The sequence below is a fragment of the Nesterenkonia sp. NBAIMH1 genome (assembly GCF_007922635.1).
Taxonomy (GTDB): domain Bacteria; phylum Actinomycetota; class Actinomycetes; order Actinomycetales; family Micrococcaceae; genus Nesterenkonia; species Nesterenkonia pannonica.
On sequence record NZ_CP042335.1, the window covers coordinates 628,964 to 648,926 of the forward strand.

At 67.2% G+C, this 19,963-nt stretch carries 19 protein-coding genes; 8 read left to right on the plus strand and 11 right to left on the minus strand.

Annotation, left to right across the window (positions count from 1 at the left end):
- The first annotated feature begins 88 nt into the window (after positions 1-88).
- Genes FS388_RS02920 through FS388_RS02935 form a run of 4 tightly spaced genes read left to right on the plus strand, consistent with a single transcriptional unit; the run spans position 89 to position 3,197 of the window.
- Positions 89-1,102 (plus strand): type IV toxin-antitoxin system AbiEi family antitoxin, encoded by a 1,014-nt coding sequence (locus FS388_RS02920; RefSeq protein WP_146339529.1) that lies wholly within the window; start codon positions 89-91, stop codon positions 1,100-1,102.
- A complete protein-coding gene (locus tag FS388_RS02925; RefSeq protein ID WP_146339531.1) occupies positions 1,074-1,907 on the plus strand; it encodes a nucleotidyl transferase AbiEii/AbiGii toxin family protein in 834 nt (277 codons plus the stop codon). The genes FS388_RS02920 and FS388_RS02925 overlap by 29 nt, the downstream gene beginning before the upstream one ends.
- 57 nt (positions 1,908-1,964) lie before the next feature.
- Positions 1,965-2,267 (plus strand): putative quinol monooxygenase, encoded by a 303-nt coding sequence (locus FS388_RS02930; RefSeq protein WP_146339533.1) that lies wholly within the window; start codon positions 1,965-1,967, stop codon positions 2,265-2,267.
- A gap of 33 nt (positions 2,268-2,300) precedes the next feature.
- Entirely contained in the window at positions 2,301-3,197 is an 897-nt protein-coding gene (locus FS388_RS02935) for an SDR family NAD(P)-dependent oxidoreductase (RefSeq protein ID WP_146339535.1), read from the plus strand.
- A gap of 161 nt (positions 3,198-3,358) precedes the next feature.
- Here FS388_RS02935 and ahcY read toward each other — a convergent pair whose 3' ends face one another.
- Complete coding sequence (gene ahcY, locus FS388_RS02940) at positions 3,359-4,858, minus strand: adenosylhomocysteinase (RefSeq protein ID WP_146339537.1); 1,500 nt, start codon at positions 4,856-4,858, stop codon at positions 3,359-3,361.
- Between the two features lie 56 nt (positions 4,859-4,914).
- Between ahcY and metK the strand changes: the two genes are divergently transcribed.
- From metK to FS388_RS02960, 4 genes are all read left to right on the plus strand, one after another.
- A complete protein-coding gene (gene metK / locus FS388_RS02945; RefSeq protein ID WP_146341841.1) occupies positions 4,915-6,090 on the plus strand; it encodes a methionine adenosyltransferase in 1,176 nt (391 codons plus the stop codon).
- A 31-nt stretch (positions 6,091-6,121) separates the two neighbouring features.
- On the plus strand, positions 6,122-6,913 hold the full coding sequence (locus tag FS388_RS02950; protein ID WP_146339539.1) for a hypothetical protein: 792 nt from the start codon (positions 6,122-6,124) through the stop codon (positions 6,911-6,913).
- 104 nt (positions 6,914-7,017) lie between these two features.
- Positions 7,018-8,511: an FAD-dependent oxidoreductase gene (locus FS388_RS02955; RefSeq protein WP_146339541.1), complete on the plus strand. Its 1,494-nt coding sequence runs from the start codon at positions 7,018-7,020 to the stop codon at positions 8,509-8,511.
- Positions 8,512-8,532: 21 nt separating this feature from the next.
- Entirely contained in the window at positions 8,533-9,009 is a 477-nt protein-coding gene (locus tag FS388_RS02960; RefSeq protein ID WP_146339543.1) for a pyridoxamine 5'-phosphate oxidase family protein, read from the plus strand.
- A gap of 63 nt (positions 9,010-9,072) precedes the next feature.
- Here the strand turns inward: FS388_RS02960 and FS388_RS02965 are convergent, their stop codons facing one another.
- The 10 genes from FS388_RS02965 to infB all read right to left on the minus strand — a co-directional run bounded on the left by FS388_RS02965 (position 9,073) and on the right by infB (position 19,926).
- Entirely contained in the window at positions 9,073-9,717 is a 645-nt protein-coding gene (locus tag FS388_RS02965) for a trimeric intracellular cation channel family protein (RefSeq protein ID WP_146339545.1), read from the minus strand.
- 82 nt (positions 9,718-9,799) lie between these two features.
- Complete coding sequence (locus tag FS388_RS02970) at positions 9,800-12,076, minus strand: polyribonucleotide nucleotidyltransferase (protein WP_146339547.1); 2,277 nt, start codon at positions 12,074-12,076, stop codon at positions 9,800-9,802.
- 310 nt (positions 12,077-12,386) lie between these two features.
- Positions 12,387-12,656 carry a 30S ribosomal protein S15 gene (gene rpsO, locus FS388_RS02975; protein ID WP_146339549.1) on the minus strand — a complete coding sequence of 90 codons (270 nt, stop codon included), beginning with the start codon at positions 12,654-12,656 and terminating at the stop codon, positions 12,387-12,389.
- A gap of 87 nt (positions 12,657-12,743) precedes the next feature.
- Positions 12,744-13,616, minus strand: a complete 873-nt coding sequence (locus FS388_RS02980; RefSeq protein ID WP_146339551.1) for a class I SAM-dependent methyltransferase — start codon at positions 13,614-13,616, stop codon at positions 12,744-12,746.
- Between the two features lie 9 nt (positions 13,617-13,625).
- A complete protein-coding gene (locus FS388_RS02985; protein ID WP_146339553.1) occupies positions 13,626-14,603 on the minus strand; it encodes a bifunctional riboflavin kinase/FAD synthetase in 978 nt (325 codons plus the stop codon).
- A gap of 9 nt (positions 14,604-14,612) precedes the next feature.
- Positions 14,613-15,101 (minus strand): hypothetical protein, encoded by a 489-nt coding sequence (locus tag FS388_RS02990; RefSeq protein ID WP_371708580.1) that lies wholly within the window; start codon positions 15,099-15,101, stop codon positions 14,613-14,615.
- Positions 15,080-15,454, minus strand: coding sequence for a hypothetical protein (locus tag FS388_RS02995; protein ID WP_371708582.1), 375 nt, complete (start codon positions 15,452-15,454; stop codon positions 15,080-15,082). Before FS388_RS02995 ends, FS388_RS02990 begins: the two co-directional genes overlap by 22 nt.
- Before the next feature lie 68 nt (positions 15,455-15,522).
- Positions 15,523-16,491, minus strand: a complete 969-nt coding sequence (gene truB, locus FS388_RS03000) for a tRNA pseudouridine(55) synthase TruB (RefSeq protein WP_146339555.1) — start codon at positions 16,489-16,491, stop codon at positions 15,523-15,525.
- Entirely contained in the window at positions 16,492-16,965 is a 474-nt protein-coding gene (rbfA, locus tag FS388_RS03005) for a 30S ribosome-binding factor RbfA (RefSeq protein WP_146339557.1), read from the minus strand. It abuts the gene before it with no gap.
- 132 nt (positions 16,966-17,097) lie between these two features.
- Positions 17,098-19,926, minus strand: a complete 2,829-nt coding sequence (infB, locus tag FS388_RS03010) for a translation initiation factor IF-2 (protein ID WP_146339559.1) — start codon at positions 19,924-19,926, stop codon at positions 17,098-17,100.
- Between the last annotated feature and the right edge of the window lie 37 nt (positions 19,927-19,963).

The following is a 19,963-nucleotide window of genomic DNA, read 5'->3' on the forward strand; positions in this document are numbered from 1 at the left end:
GTTCGAGTGTGGTCATTCGACGATCGTGTTCAGTAGTTACCAGTGTTCAGTTAAACTGAACAAGCCAAACTACTGAACGGAGTCAGCAATGGAGATCCTCGCTGAGCACCTACAGAACCAGCTGGCCGGCTACGACCTCGAACTGAAAACGCCTCAACCCCTTGGCCTCTACAAAGAGTACGAGTTCGAAAGAGCGGGGCAGCTGATCCGCGGAAGACAAAGTGAATACGTCACAGCGGTCTATCTGCCGAAAATGACCCTCACCGCTCTCGCTCATGCGATTCCGCCTCCTGTGCGCCGCAGCGCTCCCGTCTTCGCATTCGGCCCCCGCATCATGCCCCGAGCCGCTGACGCATTCAGAGAGGACGGAATCAACTACCTGGACGAGGCCGGCAACGCCCACATACGTTTCGCTGACGTCCTCATCGACGTACGCGGTCGAATCCCCAAGCCCTCCCTCAAAACCAGCATGCGCCCCGGACCCCAGAAAACTCTCTTCACGCCCCGAAGAGCCCAGGTCATCTTCGCCCTGCTTACTTGGCCGGAACTCCTCAGCGCTCCCCTCCGGGATATTGCCTTCTACAGCGGCGCATCCACTGGCCAAGCACATGACACGATCAAACTCCTCCGCGAACGCCAATTCATCACCAACAGGAACGACGACGCCCTCACCCACCGCGATGAACTCATAGACATATGGACTTCGGAGTACCCCAGCGGACTGGGATCACCTACCAGGGAACGCCGCTTCACAGGTGACCCCCAACACCTCGTGATGGACGACGACACAGTTGCATATGTAAGCGGGGAGGCGGCCGCCTCAGAAATACGCCATCTCACCCTTACTCTCTACACGTCGGCATTCAACGCAAGAATTGCCGCTGCCAACAGATGGAAACGCACAGAGGCCGACGCGAACATATTCGTGAGACCTCAGTTCTGGCTCGACCCTCGGCGTCGCTCTGAAGAGATCCCTCAGGGCACCGTTCAGCGTGCACCCGAACTGCTCATTTATGCCGATCTCATGGCATCCCGCGAACCTCGACAGATCCAGATGGCCAAGGAGCTTAGGCATGCCACTTCCCTCCAAACACCCAGCTGACCCACAGCTCCTCCACGCGCCCCTACGCATCGCCCAAGAGCTCTCAAAAGTCGGCACCGATCCAACGCAGCTGATGCTCGTCGGCGCCTCGTGCCGCGACATACTCCACTCCACAATGGGCCACGACTTTCCGCTCCGTGGCACCGAAGACTGGGACTTCGGCGTCGCCGTCGCAACCTGGGATCAGTACGACAAAATTGCAGGCAGTTTCCCCGAGGCCGGGACAAATGGTCTACGTCGAAGAATTGCAGGCCACGCAGTAGACCTCACACCCTTCGGACCAATCGAAGACGATCACGGCCTGGTCATAAGGCCCCCGGTCCAACACATCGATGTTTTCGGCTTCCGTGATGTCTACGACAAATCCGATACGCTCCCCCTCGGAAACGACCTCACCGTGCGAATCCCCCAACCGCAGGGCTACGCCGCGCTCAAGATGCGCGCTTGGATCGACCGGTCCCAGCCCGGTCGGGGCGAATACAAAGACGCGGTCGACATTGCTACGGCCATCGTGTGGTTCATCGCCTCCGAAGAGATCGAGACATGGCTCTACGAAGAAGACACAGACAACGTCCTACTGCAGGCTGCAGACTTTGACCCCACGCTGGCCGCAACTTTGCACTTAAGCGCACAGATCCAAGCTCATCTGTCTCCTAGTGTGGCGAAGGAGCTGTTCCGTCAGTGGCGTCAGACGAACTTCGAACTTCTTCGCAGAAACATCCGCTCCCATGAGCTGCCAAACTGGCCCACTGCGAAGGCGCAACAGCGCAACCTGCTGACAGCAATCGGTCAAGGACGCCTCTAGATCGCATCTCAAGGTAACCCTCTTCCGCTGGGTGGTCCGACGCACTACATTCAGGCCATGACCTTCGCGAACGTGGGCACCCTGGAGACCAAGCCGGGCCAGAGGGACGCCGTCATCGACATCCTCACCCGGCCCAACCCCTCACTGGCAGAGGCCGGCTGCCTGTTCTACGAGGTCGGAGCCTCCGAGGACCAGCCGGACACCGTGTTCGTCACCGAACTCTGGATCTCCGCCGCCGCACACCAAGAATCCCTCCAACTCCCCTCCGTGCGCGAAGCCATCACTGAGGCGATGCCGCTGCTCACCGGAAAGATGGACGGATTCCAATACGACGTCACCGGCTCACCCCTGCGCGAATAGCCCCCACCCCCGGCACCACCACATAGGAGCTCCGTGACACAGCACTGGACAGAGCAGGACATTCCCAACCAGCACGGCCGCGTCGCGATCGTCACCGGCGCCAACACCGGCCTCGGCTTCGAAACCGCCCGCGCCCTCGCCAACCACGGCGCACACGTCGTCCTCGCAGTGCGCGACGTCGCCAAAGGCGAGGCAGCTGCCGCCCGCATCGACGGCGACGTCTCCGTCCAGGCCCTCGACCTGGCATCACTGGACTCAGTACGCGCCGCAGCCGCTGACCTGCGCGCCGCACACCCCACCATCGACCTGCTCATCAACAACGCCGGACTCATGTTCCCGCCCCGGAGCACCACAGCCGACGGCTTCGAACTCCAGATCGGCACCAACCACCTCGGCCACTTCGCCCTCACCGGGCTGCTGCTGGACCACCTGCTGCCCGTCCCGGGCTCCCGCATCGTCACGCTGAGCAGCAACGGCCACCGCTTCCGCGGCGCCGACATCCGATTCAACGACCTCCAGTGGGAACAGAAATACAGCCGGGTGGGCGCCTACGCCCAGTCCAAGCTCGCCAACCTGCTGTTCACCTACGAGCTGCAGCGACGACTCGAACCCTCCGGCACCACCATCGCGGTCGCCGCCCACCCCGGGGTGTCCAACACCGAACTCATGCGCCACACCCCTCGCCTGCTCCAGAGGCCGGTCTCCGTGCTGGCGCCCCTGCTCACCCAGCCGGCACAGATGGGGGCACTGCCCACCCTGCGCGCAGCCACCGACCCTGCCGTCACCGGCGGCCAGTACTACGGCCCCGACGGCCGCGGCGAGGTGCGCGGACACCCCGTGCTGGTCAGCTCAAGCGCCGCAGCCAACAACGAGGACGTCCAGAAACGCCTCTGGGCCGTCTCCGAAGACCTCACCGGGGTCACCTACTAACGACCCTTCACACGGGCCTGCAGGTGAGATGGAAGCACCCGCTAATCCCAAAAGTGCGGCCTTTCTGGGATTCGCGGAGTCCCAGATCCCACGACGTCCCACGACAAGGCCCCGCCGGTTCATGACCGACGGGGCCTTGCCCACCTGCTCGAAGAGGCGGCTCAGTAGCGGTAGTGGTCCGGCTTGAACGGCCCGGCCACATCCACGCCGAGATAGTCCGCCTGATCCTTCGACAGCTCCGTGAGCGTCACGCCCAGTGCGTCCAGGTGCAGGCGTGCGACCTTCTCATCCAGCAGCTTCGGCAGCACATACACCTGGTTCTGGTACGCATCCACCCCGTCGTAGTCAGCCTTGTGGGACTTCGCGAACAGCTCCACCTGGGCCATCACCTGGTTGGTGAACGACGCGCTCATCACAAAGCTCGGGTGCCCGGTCGCGTTGCCCAGGTTCAGCAGACGCCCCTCCGAGAGCACAATGATGCTCCGGGTGCCCGCCTCATTCTGGTCAGCCTGCGGCCACACGAACTCATGCACCTGCGGCTTGATCTCCACACGCTTCACACCCTGGAGACGCTCCAGCCCGGCCATGTCGATCTCATTGTCGAAGTGGCCCACGTTCCCCACAATCGCCTTGTCCTTCATGCGGCGCATGTGATCCAGCGTGATGATGTCCTTGCCGCCGGTGGTGGTGACGAAGATGTCGCCCTGCTCCACCACGTCGTCCAGCGTCAGCACCTGGAAGCCGTCCATCGCGGCCTGCAGCGCGTTGATCGGGTCCACCTCAGTGACCACCACACGGGAGCCCTGGCCGCGCAGAGCCTCCGCGGCGCCCTTGCCCACATCGCCGTAGCCGCAGATCACGGCCGTCTTGCCCGCCAGCAGCACATCGGTGGCGCGCATGATGCCGTCCGGCAGGCTGTGGCGGATGCCGTACTTGTTGTCGAACTTCGACTTGGTCACCGCGTCATTGACGTTGATGGCCGGGAACAGCAGCTTGTCCTCCCGGGCCAGCTGGTACAGCCGGTTCACGCCCGTGGTGGTCTCCTCCGTCACACCCATGAGCTGCTCCGCCACGTTCGTCCACCGCTGCGCGTTCTCCCCCAGGGAGCGGCGCAGAGTCTCCAGGATGATCCGGTACTCCTCCGGGTCGTCCTCCTGGCCAGAGGGCACGCCCCCGGCGGCCTCAAACTCCACGCCCTTGTGCACCAGCAGGGTCGCGTCCCCGCCATCATCAAGAATCATGTTCGCGCCCTTGGACGGGTCCGCGTCAGCACCGGGCCAGCTGAAGATCTGGGTGGCCGTCCACCAGTAGTCCTCCAGCGTCTCGTTCTTCCATGCGAACACCGGCACGCCCTGAGGGCTCTCCGCGGTGCCGCCGGGGCCCACCACCACGGCCGCCGCAGCCTCATCCTGAGTGGAGAAGATGTTGCAGGAAGCCCAACGGACCTCCGCGCCCAGAGCCGTCAGCGTCTCAATCAGCACAGCCGTCTGCACCGTCATGTGCAGCGAACCAGCAATGCGGGCCCCCGCCAGCGGCTTGGACTCCCCATACTCCTCGCGCAGCGCCATCAGGCCCGGCATCTCGTGCTCAGCCAGCCGAATCTGGTGGCGGCCAGCCTCATGCAGCGAGATGTCAGCGATCCTGTAGTCAAAAGTCGTCATGGAGCCAGCCTATCCGGCCCGCGCGCGGGTACTCTGATCCGGTGACTTCCAACGCAATGCGCCTGTTCAGCTCCGAATCGGTGACCATCGGCCACCCGGACAAAATCTGCGACCAGGTCTCCGACGCCATCCTCGACGCACTCCTCACCGTCGACCCCAACTCCCGGGTCGCCGTCGAGTCGCTGACCACCACCGGCCTGGTCCACGTGGCCGGGGAAGTCACCACCTCCGGCTACGTCGAGATCCCCTCCATCGTCCGCGACACCATCACCGGCATCGGCTACGACTCCTCCGCCAACGGGTTCGACGGCGAGCGCATCGGCGTCTCCGTGAGCATCGGCCAGCAGTCCCCCGACATCGCCGGAGGCGTGTTCAACTCCCTGGAGGCCCGCGGCGGCGCCGTCGACCCCCGCGACGCCCAGGGGGCCGGGGACCAGGGCATCATGTTCGGCTACGCCACCAACGAGACCGACACCTACATGCCCACCCCCATCGCGCTGGCCCACCGGCTCTCCGCACGCCTCACCCAGGTGCGCCAGTCCGGTCTGCTGGACCACCTGCGCCCCGACGGCAAGACCCAGGTGACCGTCCGCTACGACGGCGACAGGCCCGTCGCCCTCGACACCGTGGTGGTCTCCACCCAGCACACCGCCGAGACCACCCAGCAGCAGCTGCAGGCCGAGATCAGCGAGCACGTCATCGCCCCCGTGATCCAGGGCGCAGACCTCGACATCAGCAGCGTCGACGAGATCATCAACCCCTCCGGGCCCTTCGTCATCGGCGGACCCGTCGGCGACGCCGGGCTCACCGGCCGCAAAATCATCGTCGACACCTACGGCGGATTCGCCCGCCACGGCGGCGGCGCCTTCTCCGGCAAGGACCCCTCCAAGGTGGACCGCTCCGCCGCCTACGCCATGCGGTGGGTCGCGAAGAACGTCGTGGCCGCCGGGCTCGCCGACCGCGCCGAGATTCAGATCGCCTACGCCATCGGACGGGCCCACCCCGTCGGCGTCTACGTCGAAACCTTCGGCACCGAGAAAGTGGACCCCGGGCAGATCTCCGACGCCATCCGCGAAGTCTTCGACCTGCGGCCCCTCGGCATCATCGAAGACCTCGACCTCAAACGGCCCATCTACGCCGAGACCGCCAAGAACGGACACTTCGGCCACACCTCATTCCCCTGGGAGCAGACCAACCGGGTCGACGCCCTCCGCTCCCACTTCAACGCCTGACGCCCGCGCCCTCCAGCCAGAACCAGAGCCCATGAGCACCCTCGGCTACAAAGCCTCCTTCACCGACATCTACACCGCCCCAGACCCCCGCGGCTACCTGCGCGAACTCTCCCAGTACGACTACCAGGTCCCCCAGAACGCGCTGCCCTGGATCCTCCCGCAGCTGCCCGCAGGCCAGCCCGAAAGCACCCAGGTGCTGGACCTCTGCTGCTCCTACGGCTTCAACGCCATGCTGCTGAACCACACCGCCTCCCTCTGGCAGCTGCGCGCCCGCTACCAGGATCCGTCCCTCGACGACGTCGCCCCCGCCGACCTCATCGCCCAGGACCGGGACTTCTACGCCTCCATGCGCAGCAAGCGGGCCCAGATCCGCGGCCTCGACATCTCCCAGCCCGCCATCGACTACGCCACCGGCGCCGGCCTGCTGGAGGCCGGATGGGCCGAGAACCTCGAAGAGCACGCCCCCTCTGCGAGCCTCGCCGACGGCATCTGCGGCACCCAGCTGATCACCTGCACCGGCGGCATCAGCTACATCACCGACGCCACCATCACCCGGGTCCTCGAATGCCTCGAGCGCCCCGGCGAGGTGCGCGCAGCCCTCTTCGCCCTGCGGCAGTTCGACATGGGCCCCATCCAGGAAGCCTTCGCCCGCTTCGGCGTCACCCTCACGCGCCAGCCCGGCGCACACCTACGACAGCGGCAGTTCGTCAGCGAGGACGAGCACACCCAGGCCGTAAAGGAGACCGAGAAGCGGGGCCTGGACCCCACCGGGCTGGAAGCCGACGGCTGGTACTACGCCGACGTGTTCCTCACCCAGCCCTGACGGGAGCTCCAAGTGACTGACCTGCAAGCATTCGGCTGACGGCCAGGTCCGTTCACCAGGATGAGGGACGTGGCCGGCACTGACCTCGACCGAAGGACCCCCTGATGCGCTCACTGTGGTTCGACACTCATCCCGTCACCACGCCCACTGAGACCCTCACCTCCGGCACCCACTACGACACTGTGGTCGCGGGCGCCGGGCTCACCGGGCTCATGGCAGGGGTTCTGCTCGCCCGCGCGGGCCACCGGGTCGCCGTCCTCGAAGCGCGCACCATCGGCGCCGCCGCCACCGGCAACACCACCGCGAAGGTCTCCCTGCTGCAGGGCACCAACTTCGCCAGCATCCGCAGCCACCAGTCCGACGAGGTGCTCCAGGCCTACGCTGAGGCGAACCGAGAGGGCCAGGCCTGGCTGCTGCGCTGGATGGACGACCACGGCCTCCAGTACCAGCGGCGCACCGCCTACACCTACGCGAACACCGACGAGGGCCTCCCCCACCTGGCGCGCGAGCTCGAAGCCGCCCGAGCCGCCGGCATCGGCGCCTACTGGGTGCAGGACACCGAACTGCCCCATGAGGTGGCAGGCGCCATCGCGCTCGACGACCAGGCGCAGATCCACCCCACCGAAGTCCTCGACGCCCTCGCCGGCGAGCTGCGCACCCGCGGCGGGACCATCATCGAGAACACGCGAGTCATTGACGCGGACTCCGCGCAGCCCACCACGATCGACACCACCGCCGGGCAGATCAGCGCCGACCACCTCATCCTCGCCACCGGAGCGCCCATCCTCGACCGCGGCGGATACTTCGCCAAGATGAAGGGCCAGCGCTCCTACTCGCTGGCCTACCGGATGCCCGAAGGCACAGAGATCCCCCAAGGCATGTACCTGGCTGTGGACTCCCCCAGCCTCAGCACCCGCACCGCCACCATCGACGGCGAGGAGCTGCTGCTGGTCGGCGGCAACGGCCACGTCGTGGGCCGCGCCGAATCCCACCAGGCCGCCGTCGACCAGATCGACGAATGGACGTTCGCCCACTTCCCCGGCGCCGAGCGCACCCACGCCTGGTCCGCCCAGGACTACCGGCCCGCCGACTACGTGCCCTTCTTCGGGAAGCTGCCCCTGGGCGGTGAGAGCACCTACGTCGCCACCGGCTACAACAAGTGGGGCATGACCAACGGCGTCGCCGCCGCGCTGGCCATCTCCTCACAGATCCTCGAAGGGCAGACCCACTGGGCCGAAGCCATCACCCAGCGCTCCGCCACCGCCAGCGGCATCGCCACCGGGGTGAAGGACAACCTCGAGATCGGCGTGCAGATGACCAAAGACTGGGCCGGCGCCGAACTGCGCTCCCTGCCCGCGCAGGCCCCGGCCGACGGGCACGGCATCGTCGGCCGGGAGAACGGCGCCCCCGTGGCCGTCTCCACCGTGGACGGCACCACGCGCAAAGTCTCCGCCGTGTGCCCGCACCTCGGCGGCATCCTCAGCTGGAACGACGCCGAGTGCACCTGGGACTGCCCCCTGCACGCCTCGCGCTTCGACGCTGAGGGGAACATTCTTGAGGGCCCCGCGCTGCGCGGCCTCACCACGCTGGACACCTGAACACCCCACACAAGGAGAACAATGAGCGAACTCAACGCATCAGACCTCATCGACCGGATGAACGACATCGGCACCTGCATGTTCACCACCGTGGACGCCTCGGGACTGCTGGTCTCACGCCCCATGTCGATCTCCGCGATCGACGACGACCACCACGTCTGGTTCTTCACACCCCTGGACTCGGACAAGGTCGCAGAGGTCCTCGGAGAAGGCCAGGTCAACCTCGCGTTCAGCGCTGACAAGACCTGGATCTCCGTGGCCGGCACAGCAGACGTCGTCAAAGACGAGGAGAAGCGCGAGCAGCTCAAGGACATGGGCGCCGAAGCCTACTTCAGCGACGCAGCAGACGACCCCCGCGCCGCCCTGCTGCGCGTAACCCCCGAGTCGGCCCACTACTGGGAGGGCCCAGGAAAGGCCGTGCGCCTGGTCAAGCTCGCCGCAGCCGCCGTCAGCAGCGGACAGCCCAACATGGGCGACCAGGGCTCAGTGAACCTCTAAAGCCCCACCCGCGCAGGGGCGCGAAGCCCCGCAGCATCAGGCACCGTCAGGCTGACCCGAGGATCAGTCGGCGGCGCCTTTCTGCTGCCTGCCGTGCACCGCCAGAGGGACCGTCCACGCGCGCCGCAGCGCCACGAACCGGAACACGAACACCGCAGCCGCCGTCCCCACCGCCGCGAAGCCGTTGAAGAATCCCAGCTCCAGCGCCGTCACCGTCACTGCGGAGCCCAGCATGGCCGGCACCGCATACACGCCCTTGGGGTTGAAGATCTCCGGGATCTCGTTGGCGACCACGTCCCTCAGGATGCCCCCGCCCACCGCTGTGGTCAGCCCGAGCAGGCCGGCCGCCACCGGGTTCAGACCCGCCGCGAAGGCGATTGAGGCGCCCATGACGCAGAAGACCGACAGCCCGACCGCGTCGAAGACCAGCAGGGTCCTGCGCAGCCGATCCTCCCGGATGGCGCGGACATAGACGGCCGTCACCGCCACCACCACCGGGATCAGGTACTGCGGCGCCGCGAAGGCCGTCGGCACACCCTCGTTAAGGATGACGTCACGGATGACACCGCCGCCGAGGCCCGCCAGGCTGGCCAGCAGCAGGGAGCCGATGATGTCCACGCCCTTCTTCGCCGCCAGCAGCGCGCCCGAGACCGCAAACGCGAACGTGCCGATCAGCTCAAGAGCCAGCAGAACCTCCGCCAGAGGCATCGGCCTCCCCTTTCATCGCATAGGAAGGCCGGGACCCCCGAAAGGGTCCCGGCCGATCCCGAATCGAACAGTGAGCCGGTGCTTACTCGGCCGGCTCCTCGTTGACCTGGTTGACCGACTTCTTCTCGCCGGCCTCAGAGGCGTCCTCGTCCACCACAGGGATGAGGGAGAGCTTGCCGCGGTCATCGATCTTGGCCAGCTCGACCTGGATCTTCTGACCCACGCCCAGGACGTCCTCGACGTCCTCCACGCGCTTGCCCTCGTTGAGCTTCTTCAGCTCAGAGATGTGCAGCAGGCCGTCCTTGCCCGGGGTCAGCGAGATGAACGCGCCGAAGGTGGTCAGCTTCACCACCGTGCCCAGGTACCGCTCGCCCACCTCAGGAACCGTCGGGTTCGCGATGGCGTTGATGGCTGAACGGGCAGCGTCAGCGGACTCGCCGTCCGTGGCGCCGATCAGGACCGTGCCGTCATCCTCGATGGAGATGTCAGCGCCGGTGTCCTCCTGGATCTGGTTGATCATCTTGCCCTTCGGGCCGATGACCTCACCGATCTTGTCCACGGGCACGGACACCGAGATGATCCGAGGCGCAGTGGCCGCCATCTCGTCCGGTGCGTCAATCGCAGCGTTGATCACGCTGAGGATGTGCAGCCGGGCCTCGCGGGCCTGCTTCAGCGCTGCGGAGAGCACCGAGGCGGGGATTCCGTCGAGCTTGGTGTCCAGCTGGATGGCGGTGATGAACTCGCTGGTGCCGGCGACCTTGAAGTCCATGTCGCCGAACGCGTCCTCAGCGCCCAGGATGTCGGTCAGGGCGGCGTAGCGGGTCTCCCCGTCCACCTCGTCCGAGACCAGGCCCATGGCGATGCCGGCCACCGAGGCCTTCAGCGGCACACCGGCGTTCAGCAGCGACAGGGTCGAGGCGCAGACCGAGCCCATCGACGTGGAGCCGTTGGAGCCCAGCGCCTCAGAGACCTGGCGGATCGCGTAGGGGAACTCCTCACGCGAGGGCAGCACCGGCACCATGGCACGCTCTGCCAGGGCGCCGTGGCCGATCTCGCGGCGCTTCGGGGAGCCCACGCGGCCCGTCTCGCCCGTGGAGTAGGGCGGGAAGTTGTAGTTGTGCATGTACCGCTTGGTGTTCTCCGGGGAGAGGCTGTCGATGGTCTGCTCCATCTTCAGCATGTTCAGCGTGGTGACACCCATGATCTGGGTCTCGCCGCGCTCGAAGATCGCCGAGCCGTGCACGCGGGGCAGCACCTCGACCTCAGCGGTCAGCTGACGGATGTCCGTCAGGCCGCGGCCGTCGATGCGGAACTGGTCACGCAGGATGCGCTGACGGATGACCTGCTTGGTCACCGCGCCCAGAGCCTTGCCGACCTCGCCGCCGCGGCCCTCGAACTGCTTGCCCTCGCCGGCGAGCTCCTCGACCAGCTCCGACTTGTACTGAGCATCAGCGGACTCGCGCTGCTGCTTGTCAGCGATCTGGTAGATGCCGGTGAGCTTCTCCTCAGCGGCGCTCGTCACGGCCTCCAGCACATCGTCCTGGTAGTCCTTGAAGATCGGCACGTCGACGGTGTCCTTGCCGGCGCGCTCGACCAGGGATGCCTGCGCCTCGCACAGCACCTTGATGAACGGCTTGGCGGCCTCCAGGCCCTCCGAGACGATGTCCTCGGTGGGAGCCTGCTTGCCCTGCTCCTTGATGAGCTTCCAGGAGTCGTTCGTGGCCTCGGCCTCAACCATCATGACGGCGACGTCGTCGCCGACCACACGGCCGGCCACCACCATGTTGAAGATGGCGGTCTGCAGCTGGGAGTGCTTCGGGAAGGCGACCCACTCGGCGCCCTGGCCGTCATCGATCAGCGCGATGCGCACGCCGCCGATGGGGCCGCTGAACGGCAGGCCCGAGAGCTGAGTGGACGCGGAGGCGGCGTTGATGGCCACCACGTCGTAGAGGTCGTCCGGGTTGATGGAGAGGATCGTCTCCACCACCTGGACCTCGTTGCGGATGCCCTTGGTGAAGGCCGGACGCAGGGGACGGTCGATCAGGCGGCAGGCCAGGATCGCGTCCGTGGTGGGCCGGCCCTCACGGCGGAAGAAGCTGCCGGGGATACGGCCCGCGGCGTACATGCGCTCCTCGACGTCCACCGTCAGGGGGAAGAAGTCGAAGCCCTCGCGGGGGTGCTTGCCCACGGTGGTCGCCGAGAGCAGGGTGGTCTCCTCGTCGAGGGTGACCAGCACGGAGCCGGCGGCCTGCTTGGCCAGGCGGCCCGTCTCGAAGTGGATGGTTGATGTGCCGTGGCGGCCGTTGTCGATGACGGCCTCGGCGGTGTGAACCTCAGGGGCTGCAGCCTGTGCAGTCATAGGGGTTTCCTCTCATGTTCGATTGCATAACGATGCACACGAGAGCGGACCTGCTGACGGGGCGGCATGACGGTCTTCGATCGAAGCCCCAGGACGTATCTCCTGAAGCCACTACCGAGGACCGGACATACCCGCACCCTGCCCGCAGCGAAGGCGGGCCGTACATGCCAGCCCCATAGGAGAGGCCGACGCAGTGATGCTCTCGGTGTGCTTGCTCCCCTTCAGGGAACAGTCTCAGTCTGGCACAAGAAACGGGCGACCCCAACTGTGTGGGACCGCCCGTCGCTCAAGCGCAGTGCTGGTGGCTCGCCTAGCGGCGAATGCCCAGACGCTTGATGAGCGCACGGTAGCGCTCGATGTCATTGCGCTGCAGGTAGTTCAGCAGACGACGACGGCGACCCACCAGCAGCATCAGGCCGCGGCGAGTGTGGTGGTCGTGCTTGTGCTCCTTGAGGTGCTCGGTCAGGTCAGAGATGCGCTTGGTCAGCACAGCAACCTGAACCTCAGGGGAGCCGGTGTCGCCCTCTTTGGTGGCGTACTCCTTGATGATCTCCTGCTTCACAGCGGAATCCAGAGCCATGGGTGTCTCCTCAGACGTTGTACCGCGATCAGACGACGGCCCCGAGGGGCCGGCTGCCAGCCGCCGCGGACTGCAGCAGGCAACTTCTCAACTGTACTGGAGCCGGTGCACCGGAGCAACGTGGACCGCGGTGATCATCGGCACCTGCACCGGGGCCTCATCGCCCAGGCCCAGCTCCCCCTGCAGGTAGTCGCTCAGGTTCCGCCGCCTGCGCTCACGCTCGCCCTCGTCGGCGCTCAGCCATGAGCTCAGCGTCTTCGCATAGCCGACGATCTCCTCCACCGTCATGCGGCGGCTCCACCTAAGCTCCGTCGTCTGGGCAGACCCGAACAGCGAAGCCTCCAAAGCAGGCGCCCACCCAGGCCGATACACATCACCGGCCCGCATGATGCGGGTCAGCCGGTGCGCGGTCTCATCCGAGGTGTCGATGTAGTTCCAAAGCAGAGCCAGCCGGCCACCGGGCGTGAGCAGCCGTGCGGCCTCCTGCTGCGCCCGAAGAGGATCGAACCAGTGCCACGCCTGCGCGGCGGCCACCACGTCGAATGATGCGCCGGCCAGCCCGGTCTCCTCCGCCGGGGCGTTCACCACCGTCAGCGGCCCGGGCCCGGCCTGCTCGGCCAGCACGGCCGTCATCGACACGCTGGGCTCCACCGCCGTCACCCGCGCCCCGGCCGCGAGCAGCTGCCGGGACAGGATCCCGGTCCCCGCCCCCAGATCCACGGCATCAATCCCGAGGTCTGCCTCATCAGCTCCGTGATCAGCGCTCTGATCAGCACCGAGCCGCTCCCCCAGCACCGCAGAGACCGCAGCATCCGGGTAGTGGGGGCGCAGCGCGTCGTAGGCCTGCGCCTGCTGAAGATCCTGAGCCGAGAACGATTCGCCGAGGGTACGACGACGCTCAGCGCTGGTGATCTGCGGGGCAGCGTCCGTGCGAGCCTTGGGCCGCCGCGGTGAGCTCACGGCCTCACCTCACGCCGAGAGCTGGGCGAGCACCCGGCGGGTCTGCTCCACATCCTCTGCCATCTGCACGCACAGCTTCTCGATCCCCTCGAAGGCGACCATGCCGCGCAGACGCTCGAGGAACTCCACGCGCACGTGCTGACCATAGAGGTCGAAATCCTCAATATTGGCGTCGCGGCGATCAATCACGTGTGCCTCGACCACACGCTCCACCGCCTCGAACGTGGGGTTGGATCCCACGCTGATCGCGGCAGGCCACTGGGTTCCGGACTCGTCGAAGAGCCACCCGGCATACACACCGTCGGGCGGGATCATTCCTTCGGAGTCCGCTGCCAGATTCGCCGTGGGGAAGCCCAGCTCGCGCCCCCGGGCGTAGCCGTAGACCACCTCGCCCACCACAGCGTGCGGCCGGCCCAGCATGCGCGTCACCGACGCCACCTCGCCCTCAGCCAGGGCCGAACGGATCGCCGTGGAGGAGCACCGTGCGTGCAGCTGCTCCCCGTCCGGGCCGGTGATCTCCAGGTCGTCCACGCCGACCACATCGAAGCCGTACCGGCCCCCCAGATCGACCATGGTGGTGAAGTCGCCGTCGCGGGCGCGGCCGAAGTGGATGTCATGGCCCACCACCACCGCCGCAGCGTTGAGGGCGTCCACGAAGTACCGGGAGACGAACTCCTCCGCGCTGAGCATGTAGAGCGCCTCGTTGTACGGAAGCACCAGGGCAGCATCCACCCCCGCGGCCTCAATGCGGGCGAGCTTCTCGCCGAGGCCGGTCAGCAGCTCCGGAGTGGACTCGGGCCGGTGGACGAACGCCGGGTGCGGGTCGAACGTCACCGCCACAGACCGTGCCTCATAGCGGGCAGCCTGCTCCCTCAGCGCGCTGAGGACCTTCTGGTGCCCCAGATGCACGCCGTCGAAATTGCCGATCGTGATCGCTGAAGGCTCCGGCTCAGCAGGAAGCTGCTCAAGACCGCGGTAAATCTGCACGCGCCTACCCTACGCGCTCCGCGGGCGGTGGATCATAAGCCAGAGAAGCCCGACGAACGGCAGGATCAGCGGAATGTAGCCGTATCCCGCCCCGAAGTGGCTCCACACGGTGCTGCGGTTGAACAGCTCAGGCTCCAGCACCGTCCACAGGCCCACGCCGATCACGCCGATCAGCTCGACCAGCACCGCCGCCAGGGCCACCTTCCACCACAGCACACTGGTATGCGCCAAGGCGTAGGTGGCCAGAATGTACACCGCCGCCGCGAAGGCGCTCAGCGAGTATGCGACCGGGGAGGCCTCAAAGTTCGTGGAGATCTGGTACAGCGCCCGAGCGAAGCTGGAGATCGCGAACACACCGTACGCGGTGATGATCAGCATCCCCACACCACGGTTCCGCGGCGTCTTCTCGCCGAAGCCGGGATCCACAGCAGCGGACCCCTCCGAGGGGCTCCCGCCCGCACGCTCAGACCTGCCGCTCACAAAGCGCTGCCGAACCATATCTCCTCCAAGCGGTAGATCATGACGAAGACCACCAGACCGACGAAGCTCATCACCAGGTTGGACCAGCGGGTCCTGTCCAGCACAGCCCAGATGAGCACACCCACCGGCAGCAGCACAGCGGTCAGCACGTAGCCCCAGAACTCCCAGGCCTCACCGACGATGCCCACCCCGCCGAAGGCCTGCCTGATGCCGGCGTAGATCCCATAGACGATGAGGAAGAGCTCAATGGTGGCCACCGAGACGATGCTGCTGTCCGCCGGGCCGGGGCTCAGAGCCGTCATCACCCAGCAGATCAGGGTGGAGAGCGCACAGATCGCCGTGCCGATGACGAACATCACCGTGGGATCCACAAGCCGGCCTCCTTCCGCTGAACCGCCAGAATTCTACTCCCCCAGAAGTGTGTCCCGGGACGGATTCCTCAGGGCGCGAAGACCAGCTCCGGCTTGGCGTGCATGGCGTGCGGGATCGTCGTCGCAGCAGCCGCAGCGTCCGGGGAGGATGACGCCCCGGGCTTGGCAGGAATGTCCCGCAGCAGCGCCACCAGCTCACCGTCGGGTCCGTAGGCGGCCGTCAGCTCCTCGGAGCCGGAGGCAGTGATGCGCCGCCCATGGCCCAGGTGCTCAGCCTCCTCCGCACCCAGCGTGCGTCGGGGGAAGATCTGCCCGGCGGCCTCTGCCAGACCGATGTATCCGAAGTCCTCGCTGAGCTGCTCGATGCTCAGGCACTGGCCCTCCGTGTAGGGGCCCACGGCGGTGCGCCGCAGAGCAGTCAGGTGCCCGCCGACGTCCAGCATCTCCCCCAGGTCACGGGCCAGGGCCCGCACGTAGGTGCCCGAAGAGACGCGCACCTCCACATCCAGGTCCATGAACCGTCCGCCGTCGATGTGCCGGATCTCCTGCACGGCGAAGCGGTGCACCGTCACCGACCTCGCCTCCAGCTCCACCGACTCGCCCGCACGGGCCCGGTCGTAGGCGCGACGGCCGTCGACCTTGATGGCCGAGACCGTCGACGGCACCTGCATCAGCTCACCGGTCAGCCGGGAGACAGCCTCCTCGACCCGCTCGGCCGAAACCTCGTTGGCGTAGCGGGTCTCCAGGGCCTCGCCCTCAGCGTCGTCGGTGGTGGTGGCCTGGCCCAGGCGGATCGTGGCCGTGTAGGTCTTGTCGACCCCGACGATGTGGGTCAGCAGCCGGGTGGCCTTGTTGATGCCGACCACCAGCACCCCGGTGGCCATGGGGTCCAGAGTGCCGGCGTGGCCGACCTTCCGGGTCCCGGCCAGCTTGCGGACCTTGCCGACCACGTCGTGGCTGGTCCAGCCCGCGGGCTTGTCCACCAGGACAAGCCCGGAGCCGACCTCCAGCTCCTCAGGCCGCTGCCGCTTGCCCAATCAGCGGTCCTCAGGAGAGGGGCGATCGCCCTCGGCGTTGGCCTCGCCCGCATCAGCGTCGGAGCGGTACGGGGACTCGGAGGACGCCGGCTCGGCGTTCTTCCGGAGCTCGCGGACCTTCTCGTCCTGCTCGCGCGCCTTGGCGAGCAGGTCCTCCAGGTGAGCCGCCGACTCGGGGATCTCGTCGGCGACGAACTCCAGGGTGGGGGTCAGCCGGACGCTCAGCTGGCGTCCCATCTCGCTGCGCAGCAGCCCCTGGTTGACCCGCAGGAGGTGCTCAGCGGCACCCCTCTCATCCTCATCCGCGGTCATCACGGTGTAGTAGATGGTGGCGTTCTGCAGGTCGTTGGTGACGCGGGCGTCGGTGACGGTGATCAGCTCAGCCCGGTCGTCCTTGATGCGGGAGCGCAGGGCCTCCGCGATGATCACTTTGATGCGGGACGCGAGCCGGGATGCGCGTGCGGGATCTGCCATGGTGTCTCTCCTCTCAGAGGGTCTGGATCCACCCTATCGGCGGATCCCTCACAAAAAGCTGGGATGTCAGACGGAGGCGGCGCCCGCCGGCCGCAATGGCCGAACGGACGCCGCCTCACCGTCGGGACGGGATCAGGTGCGCGGGATCTCGCGCATCTCCCAGGTCTCGATGGTGTCGCCTTCCTGGATGTTGTTGAAGGAGCCGAGTCCGATGCCGCACTCGAAGCCGTCGCGGACCTCGGTGGCGTCGTCCTTGAACCGCTTCAGCGAGTCGATGACCAGGTTGTCGCCCACGACGCTGCCGTCGCGGATCAGACGGGCCTTGGCGTTGCGGCGCATGATGCCCGAACGGACGATCGAACCGGCGATGTTGCCGAACTTCGAGGAGCGGAAGACCTCCCGGACCTCTGCGGATCCGAGCGACACCTCCTCGTACTCCGGCTTCAGCATGCCCTTCAGCGCCGACTCGATGTCATCGATGGCTGCGTAGATCACCGAGTAGAAGCGCATGTCGACGCCCTCCTCCTCGGCCAGCTGGGTGACGCGCTCCGCAGGACGGACGTTGAACCCGACGATCACGGCGTTGTCGACCGTGGCCAGGTTGACGTCGTTCTGGGTGATCGCACCCACGCCGCGGTGGATCACGCGCAGCTGAACATCGTCGCCCACGTCGATCTGCAGCAGCGCATCCTCCAGGGCCTCCACGGCACCGGAGACGTCGCCCTTGAGGATGAGGTTGAGGGTGTCGATCTTGCCCTCGGCCACCACCTGGTCGAAGTTCTCCAGCGAGACGCGCTTGCGGCGCTTGGCCAGCAGGGCGTTGCGCTCAGCAGCCTCACGCTTCTCAGCGATCTGGCGGGCGGTGCGGTCATCGTTGGTGACCAGGAAGCTGTCACCGGCGCGGGGCACCGCCGACAGACCCAGCACCTGCACGGGCCGGGACGGGCCCGCCTCGTGCACAGCCTCGCCGTGCTCGTCGAACATGGCGCGCACGCGGCCGAAGCCGTTGCCGGCCACCATGTTGTCGCCGACCCTCAGCGTGCCGGACTGCACCAGCACGGTGGCGACCGGGCCGCGTCCGCGGTCCAGGTGCGCCTCGATCGCGACGCCGCGCGCCTCCTTGGCCGGGTTGGCCGTCAGCTCCAGGGCTGCGTCAGAGGTGAGCAGGACGGCCTCGAGCAGCGCCTCGATGTTGATGTCGTTGCGCGCGGAGACGTCGACGAACATCGTGTCGCCGCCGTACTCCTCGGGCACCAGCTCGTACTCGGTGAGCTGGCCGCGGATCTTGTCGGGCTGGGAGCCCTCCTTGTCGATCTTGTTGACCGCCACCACAACCGGCACGCCGGCCGCCTTGGCGTGGTTCAGTGCCTCCACCGTCTGCGGCATGACGCCGTCGTCGGCGGCGACCACCAGCACGGCGATGTCCGTGACCTTGGCACCACGGGCACGCATGGCGGTGAACGCCTCGTGGCCCGGGGTGTCGATGAACGTCAGGGCACGCTCTTCGCCCTCGTGCGGGACCTCCACCTGGTAGGCGCCGATGTGCTGGGTGATGCCGCCGGCCTCACCCTCGGTGACCTTCGAGGAGCGGATGGCGTCCAGGAGGCGGGTCTTGCCGTGGTCGACGTGACCCATCACGGTGACCACCGGAGCGCGCTCCTCCAAGTCCTCGCCGGACTCGTTGGCCGCCTCGTCCTCGAGGTTGATGTCGAAGGATTCCAGCAGCTCGCGGTCCTCGTCCTCGGGGGACACGATCTCGACCTTGTAGCCCAGCTCCTCGCCGAGCAGCTGGAAGGTCTCCTCGTCCAGGGACTGGTTGGAGGTGGCCATCTCGCCGAGCTTCATCAGCACTGCGATGAGCGCTGCGGGCTCTGCATTGATCTTCTCCGCGAAGTCCGCCAGGGAGGAGCCGCGGCGCAGGCGAAGCACGGTGGTGCCGTCGCCCTTGGGGACGCGCACACCGCCGACCTCGCGAGTCTGCTTCTCCTCAAGCTCTGCGCGCTTGGCGCGCTTGGACTTGCGAGCCTTCGACTTTCCGCCGCCGCGGCCGAATGCGCCGGCCGCACCGCCGCGACGAGGACCGCCGCCGCGACCACGGGGCGGGCCGCCGCCGGGACGGCCCGGAGCTCCTCCGCCTGGACCGCCGCGGCCCGGGGCCGCAGGCGCCGGAGCCTGACCGGGCATCATCGAAGGCTTGGGAGCCCCCGGCTTGCCGTCAGTGCGTGCCGAGGGTGCACCGGCGCCGGGACGCTGCCCGGGCCGCGGTGCGCCCGCTGGACCGCCCTGACCGCCGCGCGGACGAGGTCCGCCCGTGCCGCCGGGACCGCCCGAGCCGCGCATGCCCTGCTTGGGCGCGAAAGGGTTGTTGCCCGGACGGGGCTGACCGCCCCGGGGGCGAGGAGCCGGCTGACCGCCGGAGACTCCGAAGGGGTTGTTTCCGCCGGTGCGCGGAGCAGGCTTGGGGCCGCCCGGCTTCGGCGCAGGCTTGCCCTGGCCGGACGTCGGCGCATCCGCAGCCGGAGCCTCGGAGGGCGAACCGCCCTGGGCCTTGGGCTCAGGCTTGGACTCGGCGCCGGTCTCGTCCTTCTGGACTGCAGGCTGAGCTGCCTGGCCCGGTGCGGGCTGAGCAGCCTGCGGGGCTTCCTGGGGGGCCTCCTGGGGAGCCGGCTCAGGAGCGGGCTCGGGCTTCTTCGGCCCGGGCTTGGGACCGCCGGGCTTCGGCGCGGCGGAGCCCGGCTTGGGCGCCGACCGCGGGCCGGGTGCCGGCGCGGAGCCGGACTTCTCCGGCGCCGGGGCAGATTCCGCCTTGGGGAACGCGTTCCGGAGCTTCTTGGCTACCGGCGGCTCAACCGTCGACGACGGGGACTTGACGAACTCGCCCAGCTCTTCGAGCTTGGCGAGCGCTTGCTTCGATGTGACACCGAGTTCTTTGGCGATCTCGTGTACGCGGGCCTTGGCCACATTTCTCCTAGTCTGGCCCGCTCGATGCTCCGCTGAA